Origin of the sequence: Microvirga terricola, assembly GCF_011777495.1 — a bacterium.
GTDB classification, from domain to species: Bacteria; Pseudomonadota; Alphaproteobacteria; order Rhizobiales; family Beijerinckiaceae; genus Microvirga; species Microvirga terricola.
This window is the reverse complement of sequence record NZ_JAATJS010000001.1, coordinates 769,028-789,864: the sequence shown is the minus strand read 5'-3', so window position 1 is coordinate 789,864 and position 20,837 is coordinate 769,028. Positions and strand designations below refer to the sequence as shown.

Below are 20,837 nucleotides of genomic sequence, written 5' to 3'. Positions count from 1 at the left end.
GGCGTGGGATCACAAGGCTTTCAAGGATTTGCTTGGCGAGCCGCTGCGGCTTCGTCGAGAAGCCAGGCCCTGAAGGCCGCGATGTCGGCCCGATCCGCCGCCAACTCGGGACAGACCACGTAGTACTGGTATTTGCCTCTCACCTCTTGCGGGAAGGGCCGCACGAGCCGGCCCGCCTCCAGGTAATCGCCGATCAGCACGTTGGTGGCCAATGCCACGCCCTGGCCAGAAGCCGCTGCCTGGAGGGCAAGAAAGGTATGCGAGAAGCGCGGGCCATGAGTGGCATCCACCCCCGTCACGCCGACAGCAGCGAGCCAACGCTCCCAGGTGATGTATTCGGGGATGTAATCCGCAATCTCCTGCAGGAGGGTGTGGTGGCGCAGATCTGCCGGCTCGCGCAAAGGGCGCCACTGATCCTTGAGCAGATCCGCACTACAGACCGGAAAGAAGGTTTCTTCAGAGAGCAGGTCCGCGCGCAGGCCCGGATAGACGCCCCGCCCGGAGCGGATCGCCACATCCACATCATCGCGCCTGAAATCGACCAGATCCGTGGAGACGGACACGCGGATCTCCATGTCGGGATGCCGCCGGCGCAAGGAGCCGAGGCGAGGGATGAGCCAGCCCATCGCAAAGCTCGGAACGGTGCTCACCGTCAGCGCCTGGGACTTTTCCGGACGCAATGCCCGGGCCGTCGCTTCATGCAGGACGTTGAGCGCCTCGGTGGCGGAGGCCGCATAGCGCTCGCCCAGGGGCGTGAGCGCAACCCCTTTGCTGGGGAGCCGCGTGAACAGGGAGTGACCCAACCAGGCTTCGAGCGCCTTCACCTGCTGGCCGACGGCGCTGGCCGTGACGGCGATTTCATCGCCCGCCCTCTCGAAGTTCAGGTGGCGGGCTGCGGCCTCGAAGGCGCGCAGGGCATTGAGCGGCGGAAGGCGACGGGACATGAGAACTATTGCCCAAGTTTTCCTTGGCTGAAGCTCAAGGACTTCTCGTTTGAATGCAGTTTAGAACAGGAGCATTGCTTCGCCTAGAACAACCTGATGTCGAGGAGCCCGACCATGGCTGCCGCCCTTTGCGTAGAAAATCTTCTGCCCCATCCCGCGCGGACGACCCGCGGGACCGCGTGGCTGGAGCTGCTCATGAAAGTGGAAGCCTGGCTCGACGACCGGGCGAGCCGTCGCGCGCTCTACCGCCTGGACGAAGCGGCCTTGGCGGATCTCGCGTTGTCGCAGGCGGATGTGGAGCGCATCAACAAGACCGCCGGAGACGCCTCGTAGGGCGGTCCCAAAAACATCCTACTTTCGCGCCGCTCAGACCACGAAGCCGCTGCGCCGGGCGCGGTCGCCCATGGCCCATTCGAGCGCCCGCTCCAGCCGGTCGTTGCCCCAGAACATTTCCCCATCCTCGGCAAAAAAGGTGGGCGCGCCAAAAATGCCGCGGGACTGCGCTTCTTCCCCCAAGCGACGCAGGCGAGTCTTGGTGGCTTCCGTCTCGGCCTCCTCCAGGGTCGACGCCGCGTCGACGCCGAGTTCGGCCAAAACCTCACTGAGGATCACCGGATCGCTGATGTTGCGGCCCTTGGCGAATTCCGCCGTGTAGACCGCTTTCGTGAAGGCCGGGCCCCAGCCCCGGTCGCCGCCGAGGAGCGCGATGCGCGCGGCCAAAAGGCCGTTTTGCGGAAAGGGATCGGGCCGGCAGAACGGCAGGCCGAGACGGGCCGCCTCCCGCTCCATGTCGCGCCACATGTAGCGGCCCTTGCCGGGAAAGACGTTGAAGGGCGAGGAAGTCCAGCCCTGGGCGGCGAAGATCGGCCCGAGCAGGAACGGACGCCACACCAGCGCTACTCCCGCCTCCTCGGCCGCCGCCTCGATGCGCATGGCGGACAGGTAGGAATAGGTGGAGGCGAAGTCGTACCAGAATTCGAGGACCGGCTTGGGCATCGCACTCACCTCTTCCAGGGCTTGAGATTTCCACTTGGGGCCGGACTCGACCGGGTGGGGCTGCCTAGCCCATTCCGAGAAATCCTGGCAGCACCGCCGCCACGCGCCGGGGATGCTTTGGACGCATACCAGTTGCCGCAGCTCAATTGTCAGGTTGCGCTGCTCAAGCTTCCGTTCTAAGTCGCGAACTCCCGATCATTTTGGACATGAAGACTATGGCTTCGAAGCGCGTGAACAAGGTCGTGCTCGCCTATTCCGGCGGCCTCGACACCTCGATCATCCTCAAGTGGCTGCAGACCACCTATGGCTGTGAGGTCGTGACCTTCACCGCCGATCTCGGCCAGGGCGAGGAGCTGGAGCCCGCGCGCAAGAAGGCCGAGCTTCTGGGCATCAAGCCGGAAAACATCTTCATCGAGGACCTTCGCGACGAGTTCGTGCGCGATTACGTGTTTCCGATGTTCCGCGCCAACGCGCAGTACGAGGGCCTCTATCTGCTCGGCACCTCGATTGCCCGCCCGCTGATCGCCAAGAAGCAGATCGAGATCGCCGAAAAGGTCGGCGCGGACGCTGTCGCCCACGGCGCGACGGGCAAGGGCAACGACCAGGTACGCTTCGAGCTCGGCTATTACGCTTTGAAGCCCGACGTGACGGTCATCGCCCCCTGGCGCGAATGGGATCTGCGCTCCCGCGAGCAGCTCATCGCTTTCGCCGAACAACACCAGATTCCGATTGCCAAGGATAAGCGCGGCGAGGCTCCGTTCTCGGTCGACGCGAACCTTCTGCACGCCTCCTCCGAAGGCAAGGTGCTGGAAGACCCGGCGGCGGAAGTGCCGGACTACGTCTATTCCCGCACCGGCGACCCGGAGAGCGCGCCCGACAAGCCCACCGTCATCTCGATCACCTTCGAGAAGGGCGACCCGGTCGCCATCGACGGCAAGAAGCTCGGCCCGGCGGATCTTCTCGCCAAGCTCAATGAGCTCGGCCGCATCAACGGCATCGGCCGCCTCGACCTCGTCGAGAACCGCTTCGTCGGCATGAAGAGCCGCGGCATGTACGAGACCCCCGGCGGCACGATCCTCTACGTCGCCCATCGCGGCATCGAATCCATCACGCTGGATCGCGGCGCGGCTCACCTCAAGGACGAGCTGATGCCGAAATATGCCGAGCTGATCTACAATGGCTTCTGGTTCTCGCCGGAACGCGAGATGCTCCAGGCGATGATCGACAAGAGCCAGGAATTCGTCACCGGCGAAGTGAAGCTGAAGCTCTACAAGGGCGGCGTCCACCTCATCGGCCGCACGAGCCCCTACACACTCTACGACCAGGACCTCGTGACCTTCGAGGAAGGCGCCGTGGCTTATGACCACCGCGACGCTGCCGGTTTCATCAAGCTCAACGCGCTTCGGCTTCGCACGCTGGCGCAGAGGAAGAAGAAGCTAGGGCTGTAAGGCTCGGCCCACGGCGCTTCCAATCGGGAATTTTGCAGCCCCGCGAGGTTCGCCTCGCGGGGTTTTTTATGCCCGAGCGAGATCGTAAGTGCCGTTTCGGCAAGCGGATAACCTGCGTTTACAGTCTAATACTGTTGCAATACAAGCTGCAGTTGCCGCATCTCCAAAAGAGACAACCATGGCCCGTATTGAAGTGACTGCCGCCAATTTTCCGGGAAGCGCCCTCAAAGGCTCCGGAACTGACACTCTCGTGCTTGTCGGAGGCGGTATATTCGATTTCTCTTATGTGACGATGTCCGGTTTCTCCGCAATCGTTGCCGGGTCGCCGGCCTCATATGCAACCGTGAAGATCTCCGGAGAGATGCTAGCGGGCATTGTGTCGGTCAGCAGCTTGTACGGCCTTACGAGTGTTTACCTGACCGGGGAGACAATCGACCTGAGCGGCAAGATCTTCGATAAGATCAACGGGATTTTTATAGCCGACGACAACGCGACGGTTACTGTCAGCAGTCTCCCCCTTGCCCTGAGGCTCAACGCATTCGAGCGCCAAGGAGAGAAGATCGTCCTCAACGGACCGATCGCGACTCCAGCGGCCCGAGATGACCTTCACCGCAATGGATTCGACGCTATTGTGGAGGGTACGAATGTCTGGACGGATGCAGCACCAACGCTTTCCCAGCTCGCCGGTGGCCATCTTTATGTTAAAGAAAGTCAAAGCGTACGTATTGACCCTGAAGGCGACGCCTTCGTTACCGATGACAAAGGTCGGATAGCTTTTCTCGATATTACTTTATCGAACAAAGGCTATTTCTTCACAATGAATCATTTCAAACTTGGAACTAAGTTTAGGATAGTCGACGGCTCTTTTAGTCAAAATTTATTTTATAAGGGGTCTCTTATCGGCACCATACAGGACATCGGTCACAGTGGCCCTGCAAGAATTTCGTTCGATGAGACTGTGACACCCGAGATTGTCTCCGAGTTTATACAAAACCTCGCATACACGCCGGGTGACTTCGTTCACTATCGCAACGTCATTCTCTCAATTGCAGCCGGGGATCAGGGCGGCCGCAAATCGGAAGTGGCCGTTTTCGATGTGACTGCCGAGCCGAGATGGACGCCTACCCAACCGACCCTCAATGGGACTTCGGTCGCCGAGAATTCCGTTGCCGGTACCGTTGTTGGTACTCTGAAAGCGACCGATGCCAATGGCGATCCGATAACATATGTACTTATTGATGATGCAGGGGGGCGCTTTGCCATCCAAAACGACAAACTCGTCGTCTCCGGCAACGTACCGCTTGATTATGAACAGGCCACGCAACACACCATTACCGTCGTTGCGAATGACGGTTGGAGAGACGGTCTACCTGCGACGTTCGTCATTACCATTCTGGACGTCAGGGAAGGGCCGAATGTTGCACCTTCACAGCCGACACTCAGCCGCGCGTCAATCGCGGAGGATGCCGCGGCCAGTACAATCGTCGGCACCCTCAAGGCGACGGACGGCGACGGGGATCCGGTCAATTACGTACTTAGCGACGATGCCGGGGGACGTTTCTCCATCAAAGGCGACAAGCTCGTCGTTTCCGGCAAGGTTCCGCTCGACTTTGAAACTGCATCCCAGCACACGATCACAGTGATCGCTAGTGATGGAGACAAGAACGGCCTCCCCACAACATTCACCATTACCGTCAATGACGTGCTGGAGCGGTTGATTGGCACCGGTGGGAAAAACAAACTGGCGGGGTCCAAGGGGAAAGACCTCCTCAACGGCAAGCTTGGCAACGACACCTTGAGCGGCGGCAGCGATAAGGACATTTTCGTCTTCGACACCAAACTCGGGAAGACCAACATCGACCGGATCACCGACTTCGCGCGGAAGCTAGACAAGATCCATTTCGAAAACGCGATCTTCAAGAAGCTCGGCAAGGCCGGAGCTTTGAAGAAAGGCGCCTTCTACGAGGGAAGCGCAGCTCACGATCAGGACGACCGAATCATCTACAACAAGAAGACGGGCGCGCTTTACTACGATGAGGACGGAACAGGGGCTGCGAAAGCGGTGCAGTTCGCCATCCTCTCAAACAAGCCAAAGCTCGCCTACACTGACTTCTTGGTGATCTGATCAGGCTTCGCCGGATAACCTTCCGAAACCCCTCCGTGCGCCCCACCTTAAGGGCAAGCCCGCGCGGAGGCCCTTATGCTCTGGTCCATTCCCATCGCGCGCATCGGCGAAACGGCGGTGCGTATTCATGTGACGTTCGTGCTGTTCCTCATCTGGATCGGCGCGGCGCAATGGCAGATGGGCGGGCGAGATGCGGCGGTTCCGGGCGTGGCGTTCATGGTGCTTCTGTTCGCCTGCGTGCTCGCTCATGAATTCGGCCATATCCTCGTGGCGCGCCGTTTCGGCATCAAGACTCCGGAAGTAACGCTCTGGCCCATCGGCGGCATCGCGAGTCTCGAGCGCATTCCCGACGATCCGCGCGAGGAACTGCTGATCGCCATTGCCGGGCCTCTGGTGAACGTGGTGATCGCGGCAGTGCTGATCCTGATCCTTGGGATCGGTTTCCATGAGGCTGTCGCGACGGGGCTCGACGATCCGCGGGCGAAGCTTCTTGCACGCATCGCCTCGGCCAACATCATTCTCTTCGCCTTCAACCTGATTCCGGCTTTCCCCATGGATGGCGGGCGGGTGCTGCGTGCGCTGCTCGCCATGAAGCTCGATCACGCGGAAGCGACCCGCATCGCCGCACGCATCGGCCAGGCGACGGCCTTTGTCTTCGCGCTTGCGGGGCTTTTCGTGAGCCCCATCCTGATCCTGATCGGGCTGTTCGTTTATCTCGCCGCGACCGCCGAATCCCAGCATGTCGCTCTGCAGGACGGCACGCGCGGGCTCGCCGTGCGCGCGGTGATGGTGAGGTCGGTGGAAGCGCTCACCGTCTCCGCCACCCTCGACGAGGCGGTGGACCTGATGCTGCGCACATCGCAGAAGGAATTTCCGGTGGTGGACGACGCGGGGCGGCCTGCGGGCCTCCTGACCCGCGACGGCTTGATCCTCGCTCTGCGCGATCACGGACCGGCCGCGCCGGTGCGTGAGGTAATGGACCGCAACGTCACGACCGTGGGAGACTGGCAACCCTTCGAGACGGCGCTGACCCTGCTGAACAACGCGAAGGCCCCGGCGCTTCTCGTCCTCGACCGGGCGCACTGCCTCGTCGGGCTCGTCACGCCCGAGACCATTGCGGAAATGATGATGGTGACGAGCGTCAAGCCGGGCTGGCGCTTCGGACGCCGCCCGGCCTGAAGCTGCTCTTTAAGGCTTCTGCACTTCCGACCGGGTCGGGCCGCCGCCATCGAGGACGTATTTCCACGACCCGTCGGGCTGCTTCTTCCAGATTGTCCCATAGACGCCGTGCTGCTTGATCTCGTTGCCGTCGCGGATCTTGTAGCGACCGAAGGTGTAGCCGAGGTCCTGGCTCGCGGCGATCTCAGCCTTGAGCGGCTCCCAGGTCAGCGACGAGCCCGACACCTTCGAGAAGACATCGATCAGCTCGGTCTTGTTGAGGATCGGCAGGTTCCCCTGGCGCATGAGAACCGTCCCGTCATCGGCGGCAAAGGCGATGAAGGCTTTGCCGACTCCCTCCTTCTGGCCCATGGCGTTGAAGGCCCTGTCGGCCTCCATCAACTGCTCGGCTGACATGGTCTGTCCTGTCGCTTAGGAGATCCCGACCAGGGTCAGAAGGCAGGCGACAATCGCTTTACGCACCGGAAGCATCGGAATCGTCATCGTTGAATGATATTTCGATACGTTATCCGAGTGTCCCGGCCCTGCCTAGGTCCCTTTCGGGGCCGGCCCCGCCTCGAAAAGCGCCCGCCCTATTGCCCAAAAGCCCTCATCGCTATATTGCATCGCAACGAATTCCCTTATTCCGGTTCCGAGAGTGTGCGCGACGCGGGCCCCCGCAGCCGGACGGTTTTGCCTTTGAAAGAGCCCTTATGAAGCTGCGCAATATCGCCATCATCGCCCACGTCGACCACGGCAAGACGACCCTCGTCGACAAGCTGCTCTCCCAGTCAGGCAGCTTCCGCGAGAACCAGCGCGTGGAAGAGCGCGCCATGGACTCGAACGATCTCGAGAAAGAGCGCGGCATCACGATTCTCGCCAAGGCGACCTCGGTCGTCTGGAAGGACACCCGGATCAACATCGTCGACACCCCCGGCCACGCCGATTTCGGCGGCGAGGTGGAGCGCATCCTGAGCATGGTCGACGGCGCCATCGTGCTGGTGGACGCGGCCGAGGGCCCGATGCCGCAGACCAAGTTCGTGGTGTCCAAGGCCCTCAAGATCGGCCTGCGCCCCATCGTCGCGATCAACAAGATCGACCGGCCGGATGCCCGCTACCAGGAGGTCATCAACGAGGTGTTCGACCTGTTCGCGGCGCTCGACGCCACCGACGAGCAGCTCGACTTCCCGATCCTCTACGGTTCGGGCCGTAACGGCTGGATGGCCAAGTCCCCCGAAGGCCCGAGCGACCAGGGCCTCGCGCCGCTCTTTGACCTCGTGCTGGAGCACGTGCCGCAGGCGAAGACCGAGGAAGGCTCCTTCCGCATGCTCGGCACGCTGCTTGAAGCCAACCCCTTCCTGGGCCGCATCGTCACCGGCCGCATCACCTCCGGTTCGGTGAAGCCGAACCAGGCGATCAAGGTTCTGGACCGTGAGGGCAATGTGGTCGAGACAGGCCGCGTGTCCAAGATCCTCGCCTTCCGTGGCCTTGAGCGCCAGCCCATCGAATTGGGTGAGGCCGGCGACATCGTCTCCATCGCGGGCCTCGTCAAGGGCTCGGTGGCCGACACCTTCTGCGCGCCGGAGAACGAGATCGCGATCCAGGCCCAGCCCATCGATCCGCCGACCGTCACCATGTCCTTCATCGTCAACGATAGCCCGCTCGCGGGCACGGAAGGCGACAAGGTCACGAGCCGTATGATCCGCGACCGTCTGTTCAAGGAAGCGGAAGGCAACGTGACGCTCAAGATCGAGGAGGCGGCGGACAAGGATTCGTTCTACGTCTCCGGCCGCGGCGAATTGCAGCTCGCGATCCTCATCGAAACCATGCGCCGCGAGGGCTTCGAACTCGCCGTGTCGCGTCCCCGCGTGGTGTTCAAGAAGGACGACACCACCGGCCAGACCCTCGAGCCCATCGAGGAAGTGGTCATCGACGTGGACGAGGAGCATTCCGGCGTCGTGGTGCAAAAGATGTCTGAGCGCCGCGCCGAGATGGTCGAGATGCGCCCCTCCGGCGGCAATCGCCAGCGCCTGGTGTTCTACGCTCCCACCCGTGGCCTCATCGGCTACCAGAGCGAGCTTTTGACCGACACGCGCGGCACGGCGATCATGAACCGCCTGTTCCACGCCTACGAGCCCTACAAGGGCGAGATCGCGGGCCGCCGCAACGGCGTGCTGATCTCCAACGACCAGGGCGAGGCCGTGGCCTACGCGCTGTGGAACCTGGAAGATCGCGGCCCGATGATGATCGAGCCCGGCTGGAAGGTCTATCAGGGCATGATCGTCGGCGAGCACAACCGCGAGAACGATCTCGAAGTGAACGTGCTCAAGGGCAAGAAGCTCACGAACATCCGCACGACCTCCAAGGACGAAGCGGTGCGTCTGACTCCGCCGATCCGCATGACGCTGGAAAAGTCGCTCGCCTGGATTCAGGACGACGAACTGGTGGAAGTGACGCCGAAGTCGATCCGCATCCGCAAGGCCGTTCTCGACCCGAACGACCGCAAGCGTGCCGAAAAGCAGAAGGAAGCGCTGAGCGCGTAAAGGCTGAAGGCGCGTTCTGGCGAAAAGGCAGAGGCCGCCCTTTGGGGGCGGCCTTTCTCTTTGCGCACGTCATCCCCGATCACCTTCGCAGCCCTCATTGCTTGTCATGGCCGGGCTTACGCCGGCCATCCATGTCTTTGTGCGCCAGAACCGAAGACGTGGAGGCCAGCAACAGGTACGGGCATGACGATGGATCGCCGCCCTGCCAGATTCTCAGGATGAGGAAGGTGGTGTCTGCGGCTCGCCCTGCAATCAAACCGGCGCGAAGCGCTTCATGAAGTCCGGCAGCGGGCGCCCTTCGGATACCAGGAAAGTCGCCATCGGCCCGACCACCTGTTTCACGGCGGGGCGGGCCGACATCCGCTCGCGCCACTGCAGCAATTTCGGCGTCGTCCCGGTCATACCCGCCCCCATACGCGCGCCGAAGAGCTGCGCCATGTAGAAGGCGATATCCGCGAAGGAAAACGACTCGGCGAGATAGTCGTTGTCGCCAAGCACCACCTCCATCTCGTCGTAGAAGCGGGCGGCATTGTCGCGCGATGCGACGGCAGTCGGATCCTGCGGCGCATGCTGAAGGGACATCAGGCGGATGATCGCGGGAAAGTAGACCTCGTCGGATTTCAGTTCGAGCAGGCGCGCCCGCGCCCGCGCCTTCACGTCGGCGGGCCAAAGGGCGGGCTCAGGCTTGAGGTCTTCCAGATATTCGAAGATCTGGGTCGAATCGAAAATCTCGAGCCCGTCGTGGACAAGCACCGGGACCTGCTTCTTCGGATTGATCCGCGCCACCTCCGGATGCTTCGGCTCGTAAAGCTTCTGCATGTGGAAGGGTACTACGACGAGGTCGAAATCGAGCTCCTTTTCCAAAGCCGCGATCTGCGCCTTGGCGCCGAACATGCTCAGGGGACCGGAGAAAAGACGCAGCGGCGCGGTGGACGAGATCATTGGCGGGTCCCTGCGAATCGATGGCGAAGAAACGTACCGCAAGGGCGGGAGCTCGGCAAAAGAAGAGGGCGGCCAAAGCCGCCCTTGGAGCAGGCGCCGAAGGTTTACAGCGCCGATCCGCACCGCACTGGAAAAGTCGCTCGCGTGGATTCAGGGCGACGGGCTGGCGGAAGTGACGCCGAAGTCGATCCGTGTGCGCAAGGCGATCCTCGATGCGAACGATCGCAAGCGCGCCGGCACCGAACGGCCATTTCACCCCGTCGTCGAATCCGCCTCGTCGCCGCCGCCGGGCCGTGGCAGAGAGCCTGTGCCGGGGGTGGCGTCCTCGTTGGTCAGTTCGGGCTTGGCGTGCGGCCCCGCCGCGGGCGGCGGTTCGGAGCGGGGCGGGGTGCCCCTTCGCTCAGGTGTTGCAGACGGTCTTTTCTTCTCGCCCATCGGCCGCTCCTCGAACCACAGATCGAAGATAACTGCGCCGATAGAGTGACGTTCCGGCCGCATTCGCCGGATACAAAACGAAAAGGGCGGCTTAACGCCGCCCTCGAAAAGTCTCTGACGCGAAGGCTCAGATGCCTTCGAACAGCGCGCTCGAAATGTAGCGCTCGGCGAAGGACGGCGCGACGGTGACGATGCGCCTGCCCTTGAACTCAGGGCGCGCCGCAATCTCCAACGCCGCCGCGACATTCGCGCCGGTCGAGATGCCGCCGGGAATGCCCTCCTGCTTCGCGAGTTTGCGCGCCACGTCGAAGGCGGTCTGGTTGCCTACGGTGACGATGCCGTCGATGACGGAGCGGTCCAGCACTTCCGGCACGAAGCCGGCGCCGATGCCCTGGATCTTGTGCGGGCCGGGCTGGCCGCCGGAGAGAACCGGCGAATCCTCCGGCTCCACCGCGAACACCTTGAGGTTCGGCAGGCGGGGCTTCAGCACCTGGCCGACGCCCGTGATGGTGCCGCCCGTGCCGACGCCCGCAACGAAGGCATCGAGCTTACCGTCGGTGTCGTTCCAGATCTCTTCCGCCGTGGTCTTGCGGTGGATCTCAGGGTTCGCCGGGTTGCGGAATTGCTGCGGAATGATGGAGCCAGGAATTTCCTTGTTCAGCTCTTCGGCGCGGGCCACCGCGCCCTTCATGCCGAGCGGGCCGGGCGTGAGGTCGAGCTGCGCGCCGAGGAAGGCGAGCATCTTGCGGCGCTCGATCGACATGGTTTCCGGCATGACCAGGATCAGCTTGTAGCCTCGCGCGGCGGCGACGAAAGCGAGCGCAATGCCGGTGTTGCCCGAGGTCGGCTCGATCAGCGTGGCGCCTGGCTTGATGATCCCTTGCGCTTCCAGCGCATCGATCATGCTCACGCCGATGCGATCCTTGACGCTTGAAATCGGGTTGAAAAACTCAAGTTTGAGAAGAATCTCGGCGTCGACGCCATATTCTTTCGGCAGGCGGTTCAGGCGCACGAGCGGGGTGTTGCCGATCGTATCCGTGATCGAACCGTAGATCTTGCCGTGACCGGGCTTGCGGGCGGATTCAGCCATGGAGCTCTCCTCAGAGTGACTTTGGGCTTTTTATCCCTTTTTGCGAAACCTGTCGATAATTAGATTATATTACATTTCTAGATTGTGAAATCGACGGGAGATGCCATCTCCACCGCCATTTCGGCCTGCGCCTTGTTGCAGAGATCGTCCACCGTCACCCGATCCAATTCAGCCAGGAAGGCCTCGGTTCCGCGCTGCACGAGCGGCGCGACGACGACCTCGGCCAAGCGCGATACCGGGACCGCTCCCTCCTCATCCTGCGCCGCCATGGCCACCCGCACGATGTCCCCCGCCGTGATGCGGCGACGCTCGCGCGCCAGTTCATAGCCACCGCGCGGGCCGCGCACCCCCTTCAGGATGCCGTGGCGCACGAGCGCCTGGAGCACCGGCTCGAGATGGCGTGGCGGCAGGCTATGGCGCGCCGCTAGCGCCTTCGCGGAGACTGGCGTCGGACGCGCATGAAGCGCGATGTCCGTGACGGCCGCGATGGCGAGAAGCGAGCGGCGGGAGAGGAAGTTCATCCCCGATTCCTCACATGCCGGTCGATCCGAAGCCGTTGGCGGAGCGCGCGGTGTCGTCCACGCTTCCCACCTCGACGGGTGTCACGCTGGTCACGGGCGCGACCACCATCTGCGCGATGCGCATGCCGCGCGTGATCGCAAACGGCGCATCGCCGAGATTGACCAAAAGCACCTGCACCTCGCCGCGATAATCCGCATCGATGGTGCCCGGCGCATTCAGAACCGTCACGCCATGCTTGAGCGCAAGCCCCGAACGCGGGCGCACCTGCGCCTCGAAACCGGGCTCCAGCTGAATCACGAGACCGGTGGGAACAAGCGCGCGCTGCAAGGGCGACAGCATGACGGGCGCGTCTTCCGCATTCGCTGCAATGAGATCCATGCCCGCTGCGCCAGCGGTTTCATAGCGCGGCAGCGGCAGACCCTTGGAATGGGCGAGACGCTGGATGCGAAGACGATGAGTCATGCCTTTGATGCTCCGGCGAGAACGCTCAAGTGCTCCACGAGCTTGCGAGCCACGTCGGTTTTCGCCAGGGTCGGCCATGTCTCGACACCAGCGGCCGAGACAAGATGCACTGTGTTCTGATCGCCGCCCATGACGCCTGTAGCGGTCGAGACATCATTGGCGACGATGAGATCGCAGCCCTTTCGCAGAAGCTTCTGCTTCGCGTTCTCGATGACGTTTTCGGTTTCGGCGGCAAACCCCACCATGAGCGGCGGGCGACCTTCCTTGCGGTGAGAAAGGGTGGCGAGAATGTCCGGATTTTCGACAAGCGAGAGCGCGGGCGAGGCCTCGCCGATCTTTTTCAGCTTCTGCGCACCCTCATGGACCACGCGCCAATCGGCGACGGCGGCGGCGAAGATGCCGATATCGGCGGGAAGCGCGATCTCAACGCTTGCCAGCATATCTCGCGCACTCTCCACGCGCACCACGCTGACCCCGGGCGGATCGGCAAGGTCCACCGGACCGGAGACGAGCGTCACCCGCGCGCCCGCTTCCGCCGCAGCGCGCGCGATGGCGTAGCCCTGCTTGCCGGAAGAACGGTTGGCGATGTAGCGCACCGGATCGATGGGCTCATGCGTCGGCCCTGCTGTGACGAGCACGTGCTTGCCTTTGAGCGGGCCTGACGGCGCGAAAAATTTTTCGGCGGCAGCGACGATTTCGAGCGGCTCGGCCATACGGCCCGGACCCGTTTCGGCTTCCGCCATCGGCCCCTCGTTAGGTCCCACCACATGAACGCCGTCGGCGGTCAGCGTCGCGAGATTGCGCTGTGTCGCGGCGTGCAGCCACATGCGCACATTCATGGCGGGCGCGATCAGGATCGGCAGCGTGGTTGCGAGCAGAACCGTCGAGGCGAGATCGTCCGCGTGCCCGCCCGCCATCTTGGCCATGGTGTTGGCGGTGGCGGGCGCGACGATGACGAGATCGGCATCGCGCGCGAGACGGATATGGCCGATATCGGCCTCGTCCTCGCGGTCAAACAGATCGGTATGCGTGCGCTGCCCGGTGAGCGCGGAGGCCGCGAGCGGCGTGATGAATTGTTGCGCGCCGGCAGTGAGAATGCAGCGCACCGACGCGCCGCGTTCGCGCAGGCGGCGGATGAGATCGAGGGATTTATAGGCCGCGATGCCGCCGCCGATGACGAGGAGGACACGCTTGCCCGACAGCACCATCGTCAGAACCCTCCGAACAACAGCATGATCAGCGATGCGGCGATGATCCACAAGGCCACCGTGCCCCATCGGTTGCCGCGTGCTTTCGCGCGACCAATGGCGTCGAGGCTCTCGTCGGTGAGCGCGACGCCCTTGGCGGTGACGTCCTCAACCTGCGCCAGCACGCGCCCGGCGCGCAGCGCCAGATCGGGCAGAGTGGCGGCAAAGCCCGCGAGCGTCCATATTCCCTGGCCCGCCTGCTCGATGCGCCCGATGGGGCCGAGGTGACGCTCCATCCATTCGCGCACGACAGGTTCGGAGGTGGTCCACATGTCAAGTTTGGGGTCAAGATTGCGCGCCACGCCTTCGACCACGACCATGGTCTTCTGCAGCATGACGAGTTCGGTGCGCGTCGCCATGTCGAACAAAGCCGTGATCTCGAAGAGCAAGGTCAACAGCTTCGCCATGGAGATTTCATCGGCACGGCGATCATGGATCGGCTCGCCGATGGCGCGTAGAGCCTGCGCGAAGTCCTCCACCGAGTGGTGCGGCGGCACGTAACCGGCCTCAAAGTGCACCTCCGCCACCCGGCGATAATCGCGACGGATGAAGCCCAAAAGGATTTCCGCAAGGAAGCGGCGCTCCTTCATGCCGAGCCGACCCATGATGCCGAAATCGACGGCGACGAGGCGGCCTTTTGCATCCACGAACAGATTGCCCGGATGCATGTCCGCATGAAAAAACCCATCACGGATGGCATGGCGCAGGAAGGATTGCAGAACCGTACGCGCCAGCACGACCCGGTCGAGGCCCGCCTTCTCGATGGCAGCGATGTCGTTGAGGCGAATGCCGTCGATCCACGTCGTGGTCAGCACGTCGCGCGCGGTGAGCGTCCACTCGGGAGAGGGAACGCGAAAATCCGCATCGTCCTTGGTGTTTTCCGCCAGCTCGGACATCGCCGCCGCTTCGAGACGCAGGTCCATTTCGATGGCGACGGAGCGCGCGAGCGTCTCCACCACTTCCATCGGCTTCAAGCGGCGCGCATCCGGCACTACGCGCTCGAAGAGCCGCGCCGCCGCGCGCATGGCCTGAAGATCGCGGGCAAAACCTTCGCGCACGCCGGGGCGCACCACCTTCACCGCGACGATCTCTTCGCCCTCCGGCGTCGTGATGCGCGCCTTGTGCACCTGCGCGATGGAGGCCGCCGCGATCGGCTCGGAGAATTCAAGGAAGAGTTCGTCGACAGGACGACCCAGAGCCGCCTCGATCACGCGCACCGCCTGCTCGCGCGGGAAGGGCGGCATCCGGTCTTGCAACTGCTCGAGATCGCGCGCCGCCGCCACGCCGACGATGTCGGGGCGGGTGGCCAGAAATTGGCCGAACTTCACATAAGACGGGCCAAGCCGCGTCAACGCCACAGAGAGCCGCGCCGCGCCATCGCCCAGGCCGCGCCGCTCGATGATGCGCGCGAAGCGTAAACTGAGCCGCGCAGCAGGCGGCAGGAAGTTAGGGTCGACCAGCGCCAGCGCGCCCTCGCGCGCCAGAACCCAACCGGCGCGCAGATTGCGGAAGAAATGGACGAGGCTGCCGATCACGTCAGATCTTCCAGCCGGAATGGATGTTGACGACGCCCGCCGTCAGCGCCCGGTGCGTGACGCGCTTGAAGCCCGCCTCCTCGATCATCCGCGCGAAGGCGGCGGGTGTCGGGAAGCGGCGGATCGACTCGACGAGGTACTGATAAGAATCCGCATCCCCCGTCACCATCTGCCCGATCTTCGGAATGACATTGAAGGAATACGCATCATAGATCTTGTCGAGGACGGGAACGTCGACCCTGGAGAATTCTAGGCACATGAAGCGCCCGCCGGGCTTCAATACCCGGTAGGCCTCTTTCAGCGCCACATCGATGCGCGGCACGTTCCGGATGCCGAAGGCAATGGTGTAAGCGTCAAAGGTCTTGTCCGGGAGGGGCAGTTCCTCGGCATTGGCTTCGACGAAATCGATGCGCCCCTCATATGTATGCCCGGCGCGCTCGCGCCCGACCTCCAGCATGTCGCCGTTGATGTCGAGCACAGTCACATGGGTCTGCGGGCCGCCTGCATCGAGAATGCGGAAGGCCACGTCGCCCGTGCCGCCGGCGACATCGAGATGGCGGAAGGCCCGGTCGCGCGGCGGGCGCAACGACGTGACGAGGGCATTCTTCCAGAGCCGGTGGAGACCCGCCGACATGAGGTCGTTCATGAGGTCGTAGCGGCTCGCGACCGAGTGAAACACCTCGTTGACCCGGCCCTGCTTCTCGCCGAGCGGCACGGACTGGAACCCGAAATGGGTCTTTTCCTCGGTCATGGCTCTCAAAAGATCCTCTCGTCGCCTCTACAGCTTGATCATGTCTCCTTGAAACACGATCAAGCTTTCGATTCCTTATTGCCGCATGATCCGAGCGAACAACCGGTTTCCACTGGTCTCGATCATGCTCTCTTGCCGCGATCCATAGCGGAACCGCGCCCGGAAGGCTATGTAAGCGGCCTCAACAAAGACAGAGATGGTTGATGCCCGAGCTGCCCGAAGTCGAAACCGTCCGCCGGGGATTGGCGCCCGCCATGGTCGGCGCGCGCTTCACCAAGGTCGCCCAGAACCGGCCGGATCTGCGCTTTCCCTTCCCCGAGCGCTTCGCCAAGCGGCTCGAGGGGCAGGAGGTGACGAGCCTCGGCCGCCGGGCCAAGTACCTTCTGGCTGATCTCTCTTCCGGCGAGGTGCTGGTGATGCATCTCGGCATGTCGGGGCGCTTTCTGGTGACGAAGGACGGCGCCACCGCCGAGCCCGGCAGCTTCTATCAGACCCCTGGCGGCCAGAGCCCGCACGACCATGTGGTGTTCACCCTCTCGAACGGTGCGGTCATTACCTATAACGACACCCGCCGCTTCGGCTTCATGGATCTGGTGCCCCGCCCCGAAATCGCAACCTGTCGCCATTTCGCCGGCATGGGGATCGAGCCCTTGGGCAACGAACTCTCGGGCGAGACCATCGCCCGGCTTTTCGAGGGCAAGCGCACCCCGCTGAAAGCGGCGCTCCTCGACCAAAGGCTGATCGCGGGCTTAGGCAATATCTATGTTTGCGAGGCCCTGTTTCGGACCGGCCTGCACCCCGAGGCAGCAGCCGGATCGCTCGTCTCCAAAAAGGGCCAGCCGACGCAGAAGGCGCATGTTCTCGCCGAGGTCATCCGCGACGTGCTGAACGAGGCGGTGGCGGCCGGGGGCTCCACATTACGCGACCACGCTCAGGTCGACGGCACGCTCGGCTATTTCCAGCACCGCTTCAAGGTCTATGACCGGGAGGGCGAGGCCTGCGTCACGCCCGGCTGCAAGGGCACCGTGGCGCGCCTTGTGCAATCGGGCCGCTCCACCTTCTATTGCCCGAAGTGCCAGAAATAGACGGAACCGGGCCGCAAAAGCCGTCGTTGCCAACATGTGATCGGCTTTCAGGCGACAGCTTGGCCCGAAAAAGGTACAATTGCCTTAAGTCGATCTGCAGGTTGCGACTCCCACGATAACAGCGGCCTTTGGGGGCGGGGTTCACTGCATCGGGTGGCGTCGTGACCGCTTGAACTTAAAAGTTCGGGAGGTGAACGCCATGGCGAAAATCGACGCCATCGACAATATCAATGCCCCGTTGGATCAGCCCGTCGTGCGCAAGATCGGGATTGCCGATCTCAAGCAATCCCTCCTGGAGGGGCTCGACGATTTCAAGGCCATGCCGACGCACGCCCTCTTCATCGTCCTGATCTATCCCGTGATCGGCCTGTTTCTCGCCCGCTACAGCTTCGGCTCAAAGGTGCTGCCGCTGCTCTTTCCGCTCATGGCGGGCTTCGGGCTCCTCGGCCCCTTCGCCGCTCTGGGCCTCTACGAGCTGAGTCGGCAGCGGGAGCGGGGCGAGGTGTTTTCGTGGACGACGGCCTCGAACGTACTGAAAGGGCCGAGCCTTGGCGCCATCGTGGCACTGGGTGTTTGGCTGCTCGCCATCTTCCTTGTGTGGATGGGCACGGCGCAGGCGATCTACAAAGCGGCTTTCGGCAACAAGCATGTGCCGGAATCGGTCTCCATGTTTCTGCAGGAGATCTTTTTGACCCCTCAGGGATGGACGGTCATCATCGTCGGCAACCTGGTGGGCATCGTCTTCAGCGCCGTGGTGCTCGCCATCAGCGTCGTGTCCTTCCCCATGCTCATCGATCGCCCCGTGAGCCTGGGCACCGCCATCCAGACCTCGATCCGGGCCGTCATGGCCAATCCGGGGCCGATGGTTGTGTGGGCGCTCATCGTGGCGGTGGGGCTCTTCATCGGCTTCGTGCCGGTCTTCTTCGGCCTTGCGGTCACGCTGCCGATCCTGGGCCACTCCACTTGGCACCTTTATCGCAAGCTTGTGGCGCCTTGAGGAAAGATCGCCGATTTTCCTTGCCGCGCCTCGCCGCCTCGCTTAACCGATTGCCCATCATCGAGAGAGGCGGCCATGGCTTATGAAACGATTCTCGTCGAGACACGCGGCAAGGTCGGTCTCATCACCCTCAACCGGCCGCAAGCCCTGAACGCTCTCAATTCGACCCTTCTTGGCGAGGTAAACCGGGCGCTCGATGCCCTCGAGGCGGATCACGGCATCGGCTGCATCGTCATCACCGGCTCGGAGAAAGCCTTCGCCGCCGGCGCGGATATCAAGGAGATGGCCAACCTCTCCTATCCGCAGATCTATTCCGACGACCAATTCGCCGGCTGGGACCGGGTGGCGGGCCGGCGGAAACCCATGATCGCAGCGGTGGCGGGTTTTGCGCTCGGCGGGGGCTGCGAATTCGCCATGATGTGCGACTTCATCGTCGCCGCCGACAACGCCAAGTTCGGGCAGCCTGAAATCAAGCTCGGCGTGATGCCCGGCATGGGCGGCACGCAACGCCTGACCCGCCTCATCGGCAAGGCGAAGGCCATGGAGATGTGCCTCACCGGCCGCCTGATGGGTGCGGAAGAGGCCGAGCGCTCCGGCCTCGTCGCGAAGGTCGTGCCGCTCGCCGACCTTTTGACCGAAGCCCTCAAGACGGCGGAGACCATCGCCTCCCTATCGCTCCCCATCGTCATGATGACGAAGGAGACCATCAACCGCGCCGATGAGACCTCGCTTTCCGAGGGCATCCGCTTCGAGCGGCGCATCTTCCATTCCATGTTCGCCACCGCCGACCAGAAGGAAGGCATGGCCGCCTTCGTCGAGAAGCGCGCGCCCCAATTCAAAGACCGCTGAACCGTGCCCGATCTCGGATTTGATACGATCGCGGCGCTCGCCGCGATCTCGCTTCTGGCCGGTTTCGTCGATTCCATCGCCGGAGGTGGAGGGCTTCTGACCCTGCCCGCCCTGCTGCTGGCCGGGGTCGATCCCGCGCACGCCATTGCCACCAACAAGGTGCAGGGTTCGTTTGCCGCCGCCTCCGCCACCTATACCTTCGGCCGCAAGGGGCTGATCGACTGGGGCGTGACCTGGCCGCTGGCCGTCATCGCCTTCCTCAGCGGAATTGCCGGGGCGCTCAGCGTCGGCTTCCTTCCGCGCCCGGTCCTCGACGGGGTCATTCCCGTGCTGCTCATCGGGATCGCCCTGTTCTTCGCCCTGTCGCCGAAAGTGCGGGATGCGGACGCTCATGCGCGCCTGTCGGCGCTGACCTTCGGCGTGACCGTCCCGGTCGCCATCGGCTTTTATGACGGTATCTTCGGCCCCGGCGCCGGCTCCTTCTATATGCTCGGCTTCGTCACCCTGCTCGGCTACGGGGTGGTGCGGGCGACGGCCCATACGAAATTGCTCAATCTGGCCAGCAATTGCGGCAGCCTCGCGCTGTTTGCCGCCACCGGCACGGTGATCTGGCCGCTCGGCCTCGTCATGGCGGCCGGCTCGTTTCTCGGAGCGCAGATCGGCGCGCGGCTCGCCATGCGCCTTGGCTCCCGGCTCATCCGCCCGCTGCTCGTGATGGTGTCGAGCCTGATGGCCCTAAAGCTCCTCCTCGACCCGGCGAATCCCTGGCGGCTGGCGCTCAGGGCGCTTTTTTGACGCTCAAAGGCAAGCCGGCGTTGACGTTCCAGCCGGTCACGTCTATAAGCCGCCTCACACGAGCCCGCGCGTCCCGCGGGCTCTTCGGTTTCCATTCAATCAACCGGTGCTACGAGCTTGAATAAAGCTTGCCGGCTGCATCGGAGTTCAAGAACGAGGATTGGCCATGGCCAACACCGTGTCCGCCAAGAAGATGACCCGCAAGATCGCGAAGCGTACCGCGATCAACCGGTCGCGCCGCAGCCGCATGCGCACCTTCGTCCGCAAGGTCGAGGAAGCCATCGCCGCCGGCAACAAGAACGAGGCCGCAGCCGCCCTTCGCGCCGCCGAGCCGGAACTGATGCGCGCTGCCCAGAAGGGCATCGTGCATGCCAACACCGCCTCGCGGAAGGTGTCGCGCCTCGCTCACAGCATCAAGGCTCTGAGCGCGTAACGCGCTTAACCCCTTTTGACGTTCAGGAACCCGGCCGCGAGGCCGGGTTTTTTTGTGTCTGAAGTGCGGCGGACACAGGCTCTCTTTTATCCACACAGCCCCTTGACTTGGGCCCTTGTTTTCGGGGTGAGAAGCGCTTTGCCACAATTGTAAACTGCGCATAAAAAGATGATTTAATTCAATATCTTAGCAGGCAAAGGTTCGGAAGGCATCGGAATTCGTGCCTAAATTTACCCGAATCAATCCTGAATCATTGTTGCTGAAAAAGTCTTTTTTGCAGCCCCGATTGGATTGTGGCGAAACCGTGAATCGGTTGAAGAGTCAGGGCTTTGTCGCATCTCCGGAAAAGCTGTGGACGAGCTGGTGACCCCCTCCGATGGGGATGGAAGCTTAGCCGGACGATTGACCCGTGTTGCGCCCCCCACCCCCCCTGTGTAAGGTCGCCTCACTTCGACGGTCCGCCGCGAAGTCATCCTTTCA

General features: G+C 63.0%; 20 protein-coding genes and 1 pseudogene. 11 read left to right on the top strand and 10 right to left on the bottom strand.

Features of this window, described 5'->3' with window-relative positions:
• Nucleotides 1-20 precede the first annotated feature (20 nt).
• Complete coding sequence (locus HB375_RS03770) at nt 21-944, bottom strand: transcriptional regulator GcvA (RefSeq protein ID WP_167671592.1); 924 nt, start codon at nt 942-944, stop codon at nt 21-23.
• Between the two features lie 114 nt (nt 945-1,058).
• Here HB375_RS03770 and HB375_RS03765 point away from each other — a divergent pair, with 114 nt between their 5' ends.
• The gene (locus tag HB375_RS03765; protein ID WP_167671591.1) at nt 1,059-1,277 is read left to right on the top strand and encodes a DUF1127 domain-containing protein; all 219 of its coding nucleotides are present in this window, start codon (nt 1,059-1,061) and stop codon (nt 1,275-1,277) included.
• 33 nt (nt 1,278-1,310) lie between these two features.
• On the opposite strand, the gene HB375_RS03760 is transcribed toward HB375_RS03765, so the two are convergent.
• Entirely contained in the window at nt 1,311-1,940 is a 630-nt protein-coding gene (locus HB375_RS03760) for a 2-hydroxychromene-2-carboxylate isomerase (RefSeq protein WP_167671590.1), read from the bottom strand.
• A gap of 215 nt (nt 1,941-2,155) precedes the next feature.
• Between HB375_RS03760 and HB375_RS03755 the strand changes: the two genes are divergently transcribed.
• The 3 genes from HB375_RS03755 to HB375_RS03745 all read left to right on the top strand — a co-directional run bounded on the left by HB375_RS03755 (nt 2,156) and on the right by HB375_RS03745 (nt 6,692).
• Nucleotides 2,156-3,388 carry an argininosuccinate synthase gene (locus HB375_RS03755; RefSeq protein ID WP_167671589.1) on the top strand — a complete coding sequence of 411 codons (1,233 nt, stop codon included), beginning with the start codon at nt 2,156-2,158 and terminating at the stop codon, nt 3,386-3,388.
• A gap of 178 nt (nt 3,389-3,566) precedes the next feature.
• A complete protein-coding gene (locus tag HB375_RS03750; RefSeq protein WP_167671588.1) occupies nt 3,567-5,513 on the top strand; it encodes a cadherin domain-containing protein in 1,947 nt (648 codons plus the stop codon).
• A 75-nt stretch (nt 5,514-5,588) separates the two neighbouring features.
• Nucleotides 5,589-6,692 carry a site-2 protease family protein gene (locus tag HB375_RS03745; protein WP_167671587.1) on the top strand — a complete coding sequence of 368 codons (1,104 nt, stop codon included), beginning with the start codon at nt 5,589-5,591 and terminating at the stop codon, nt 6,690-6,692.
• Between the two features lie 9 nt (nt 6,693-6,701).
• On the opposite strand, the gene HB375_RS03740 is transcribed toward HB375_RS03745, so the two are convergent.
• Nucleotides 6,702-7,088 (bottom strand): YybH family protein, encoded by a 387-nt coding sequence (locus tag HB375_RS03740; RefSeq protein WP_167671586.1) that lies wholly within the window; start codon nt 7,086-7,088, stop codon nt 6,702-6,704.
• Nucleotides 7,089-7,384: 296 nt separating this feature from the next.
• Here HB375_RS03740 and typA point away from each other — a divergent pair, with 296 nt between their 5' ends.
• Nucleotides 7,385-9,214, top strand: a complete 1,830-nt coding sequence (gene typA / locus HB375_RS03735) for a translational GTPase TypA (RefSeq protein WP_167671585.1) — start codon at nt 7,385-7,387, stop codon at nt 9,212-9,214.
• 252 nt (nt 9,215-9,466) lie between these two features.
• Here typA and HB375_RS03730 read toward each other — a convergent pair whose 3' ends face one another.
• Complete coding sequence (locus tag HB375_RS03730; protein WP_167671584.1) at nt 9,467-10,156, bottom strand: glutathione S-transferase family protein; 690 nt, start codon at nt 10,154-10,156, stop codon at nt 9,467-9,469.
• 100 nt (nt 10,157-10,256) lie between these two features.
• On the opposite strand from HB375_RS03730, the pseudogene HB375_RS18570 reads away from it, so the two are divergent.
• Nucleotides 10,257-10,388 (top strand): annotated as a pseudogene (locus HB375_RS18570) (hypothetical protein); the annotation flags it as partial.
• 330 nt (nt 10,389-10,718) lie between these two features.
• Here the strand turns inward: HB375_RS18570 and cysK are convergent.
• From cysK to ubiE, 6 genes are all read right to left on the bottom strand, one after another.
• Nucleotides 10,719-11,681, bottom strand: a complete 963-nt coding sequence (gene cysK, locus HB375_RS03720; protein WP_167671583.1) for a cysteine synthase A — start codon at nt 11,679-11,681, stop codon at nt 10,719-10,721.
• A 77-nt stretch (nt 11,682-11,758) separates the two neighbouring features.
• Nucleotides 11,759-12,202 (bottom strand): RrF2 family transcriptional regulator, encoded by a 444-nt coding sequence (locus HB375_RS03715; RefSeq protein ID WP_167671582.1) that lies wholly within the window; start codon nt 12,200-12,202, stop codon nt 11,759-11,761.
• A 10-nt stretch (nt 12,203-12,212) separates the two neighbouring features.
• The gene (gene dut / locus HB375_RS03710) at nt 12,213-12,665 is read right to left on the bottom strand and encodes a dUTP diphosphatase (protein ID WP_167671581.1); all 453 of its coding nucleotides are present in this window, start codon (nt 12,663-12,665) and stop codon (nt 12,213-12,215) included.
• Nucleotides 12,662-13,873, bottom strand: coding sequence for a bifunctional phosphopantothenoylcysteine decarboxylase/phosphopantothenate--cysteine ligase CoaBC (gene coaBC, locus HB375_RS03705; RefSeq protein WP_167671749.1), 1,212 nt, complete (start codon nt 13,871-13,873; stop codon nt 12,662-12,664). The genes dut and coaBC overlap by 4 nt, the downstream gene beginning before the upstream one ends.
• A gap of 2 nt (nt 13,874-13,875) precedes the next feature.
• Nucleotides 13,876-15,447, bottom strand: a complete 1,572-nt coding sequence (gene ubiB / locus HB375_RS03700) for a 2-polyprenylphenol 6-hydroxylase (protein WP_167671580.1) — start codon at nt 15,445-15,447, stop codon at nt 13,876-13,878.
• 1 nt (nt 15,448) lies between these two features.
• Nucleotides 15,449-16,198, bottom strand: coding sequence for a bifunctional demethylmenaquinone methyltransferase/2-methoxy-6-polyprenyl-1,4-benzoquinol methylase UbiE (ubiE, locus tag HB375_RS03695; protein WP_167671579.1), 750 nt, complete (start codon nt 16,196-16,198; stop codon nt 15,449-15,451).
• Between the two features lie 203 nt (nt 16,199-16,401).
• On the opposite strand from ubiE, the gene mutM reads away from it, so the two are divergent.
• The 5 genes from mutM to rpsT all read left to right on the top strand — a co-directional run bounded on the left by mutM (nt 16,402) and on the right by rpsT (nt 20,357).
• Entirely contained in the window at nt 16,402-17,283 is an 882-nt protein-coding gene (mutM, locus tag HB375_RS03690; RefSeq protein WP_167671578.1) for a bifunctional DNA-formamidopyrimidine glycosylase/DNA-(apurinic or apyrimidinic site) lyase, read from the top strand.
• Nucleotides 17,284-17,482: 199 nt separating this feature from the next.
• On the top strand, nt 17,483-18,280 hold the full coding sequence (locus HB375_RS03685) for a DUF2189 domain-containing protein (RefSeq protein WP_167671577.1): 798 nt from the start codon (nt 17,483-17,485) through the stop codon (nt 18,278-18,280).
• A gap of 75 nt (nt 18,281-18,355) precedes the next feature.
• Nucleotides 18,356-19,129 (top strand): enoyl-CoA hydratase, encoded by a 774-nt coding sequence (locus tag HB375_RS03680; protein ID WP_167671576.1) that lies wholly within the window; start codon nt 18,356-18,358, stop codon nt 19,127-19,129.
• Between the two features lie 3 nt (nt 19,130-19,132).
• Nucleotides 19,133-19,924, top strand: coding sequence for a TSUP family transporter (locus HB375_RS03675; protein ID WP_167671575.1), 792 nt, complete (start codon nt 19,133-19,135; stop codon nt 19,922-19,924).
• 166 nt (nt 19,925-20,090) lie between these two features.
• Nucleotides 20,091-20,357 (top strand): 30S ribosomal protein S20, encoded by a 267-nt coding sequence (gene rpsT / locus HB375_RS03670; RefSeq protein ID WP_167671574.1) that lies wholly within the window; start codon nt 20,091-20,093, stop codon nt 20,355-20,357.
• Nucleotides 20,358-20,837: the final 480 nt, after the last annotated feature.

What these genes read in the sequence shown, in the direction of transcription:
- HB375_RS03770 (WP_167671592.1), bottom strand. Translation starts at nt 944, where the DNA reads ATGTCCCGTCGCCTTCCGCCGCTCAATGCCCTGCGCGCCTTCGAGGCC.
- HB375_RS03765 (WP_167671591.1), top strand. Translation starts at nt 1,059, where the DNA reads ATGGCTGCCGCCCTTTGCGTAGAAAATCTTCTGCCCCATCCCGCGCGG.
- HB375_RS03760 (WP_167671590.1), bottom strand. Translation starts at nt 1,940, where the DNA reads ATGCCCAAGCCGGTCCTCGAATTCTGGTACGACTTCGCCTCCACCTAT.
- HB375_RS03755 (WP_167671589.1), top strand. Translation starts at nt 2,156, where the DNA reads ATGGCTTCGAAGCGCGTGAACAAGGTCGTGCTCGCCTATTCCGGCGGC.
- HB375_RS03750 (WP_167671588.1), top strand. Translation starts at nt 3,567, where the DNA reads ATGGCCCGTATTGAAGTGACTGCCGCCAATTTTCCGGGAAGCGCCCTC.
- HB375_RS03745 (WP_167671587.1), top strand. Translation starts at nt 5,589, where the DNA reads ATGCTCTGGTCCATTCCCATCGCGCGCATCGGCGAAACGGCGGTGCGT.
- HB375_RS03740 (WP_167671586.1), bottom strand. Translation starts at nt 7,088, where the DNA reads ATGTCAGCCGAGCAGTTGATGGAGGCCGACAGGGCCTTCAACGCCATG.
- typA (WP_167671585.1), top strand. Translation starts at nt 7,385, where the DNA reads ATGAAGCTGCGCAATATCGCCATCATCGCCCACGTCGACCACGGCAAG.
- HB375_RS03730 (WP_167671584.1), bottom strand. Translation starts at nt 10,156, where the DNA reads ATGATCTCGTCCACCGCGCCGCTGCGTCTTTTCTCCGGTCCCCTGAGC.
- cysK (WP_167671583.1), bottom strand. Translation starts at nt 11,681, where the DNA reads ATGGCTGAATCCGCCCGCAAGCCCGGTCACGGCAAGATCTACGGTTCG.
- HB375_RS03715 (WP_167671582.1), bottom strand. Translation starts at nt 12,202, where the DNA reads ATGAACTTCCTCTCCCGCCGCTCGCTTCTCGCCATCGCGGCCGTCACG.
- dut (WP_167671581.1), bottom strand. Translation starts at nt 12,665, where the DNA reads ATGACTCATCGTCTTCGCATCCAGCGTCTCGCCCATTCCAAGGGTCTG.
- coaBC (WP_167671749.1), bottom strand. Translation starts at nt 13,873, where the DNA reads ATGGTGCTGTCGGGCAAGCGTGTCCTCCTCGTCATCGGCGGCGGCATC.
- ubiE (WP_167671579.1), bottom strand. Translation starts at nt 16,198, where the DNA reads ATGACCGAGGAAAAGACCCATTTCGGGTTCCAGTCCGTGCCGCTCGGC.
- mutM (WP_167671578.1), top strand. Translation starts at nt 16,402, where the DNA reads ATGCCCGAGCTGCCCGAAGTCGAAACCGTCCGCCGGGGATTGGCGCCC.
- HB375_RS03685 (WP_167671577.1), top strand. Translation starts at nt 17,483, where the DNA reads ATGGCGAAAATCGACGCCATCGACAATATCAATGCCCCGTTGGATCAG.
- HB375_RS03680 (WP_167671576.1), top strand. Translation starts at nt 18,356, where the DNA reads ATGGCTTATGAAACGATTCTCGTCGAGACACGCGGCAAGGTCGGTCTC.
- rpsT (WP_167671574.1), top strand. Translation starts at nt 20,091, where the DNA reads ATGGCCAACACCGTGTCCGCCAAGAAGATGACCCGCAAGATCGCGAAG.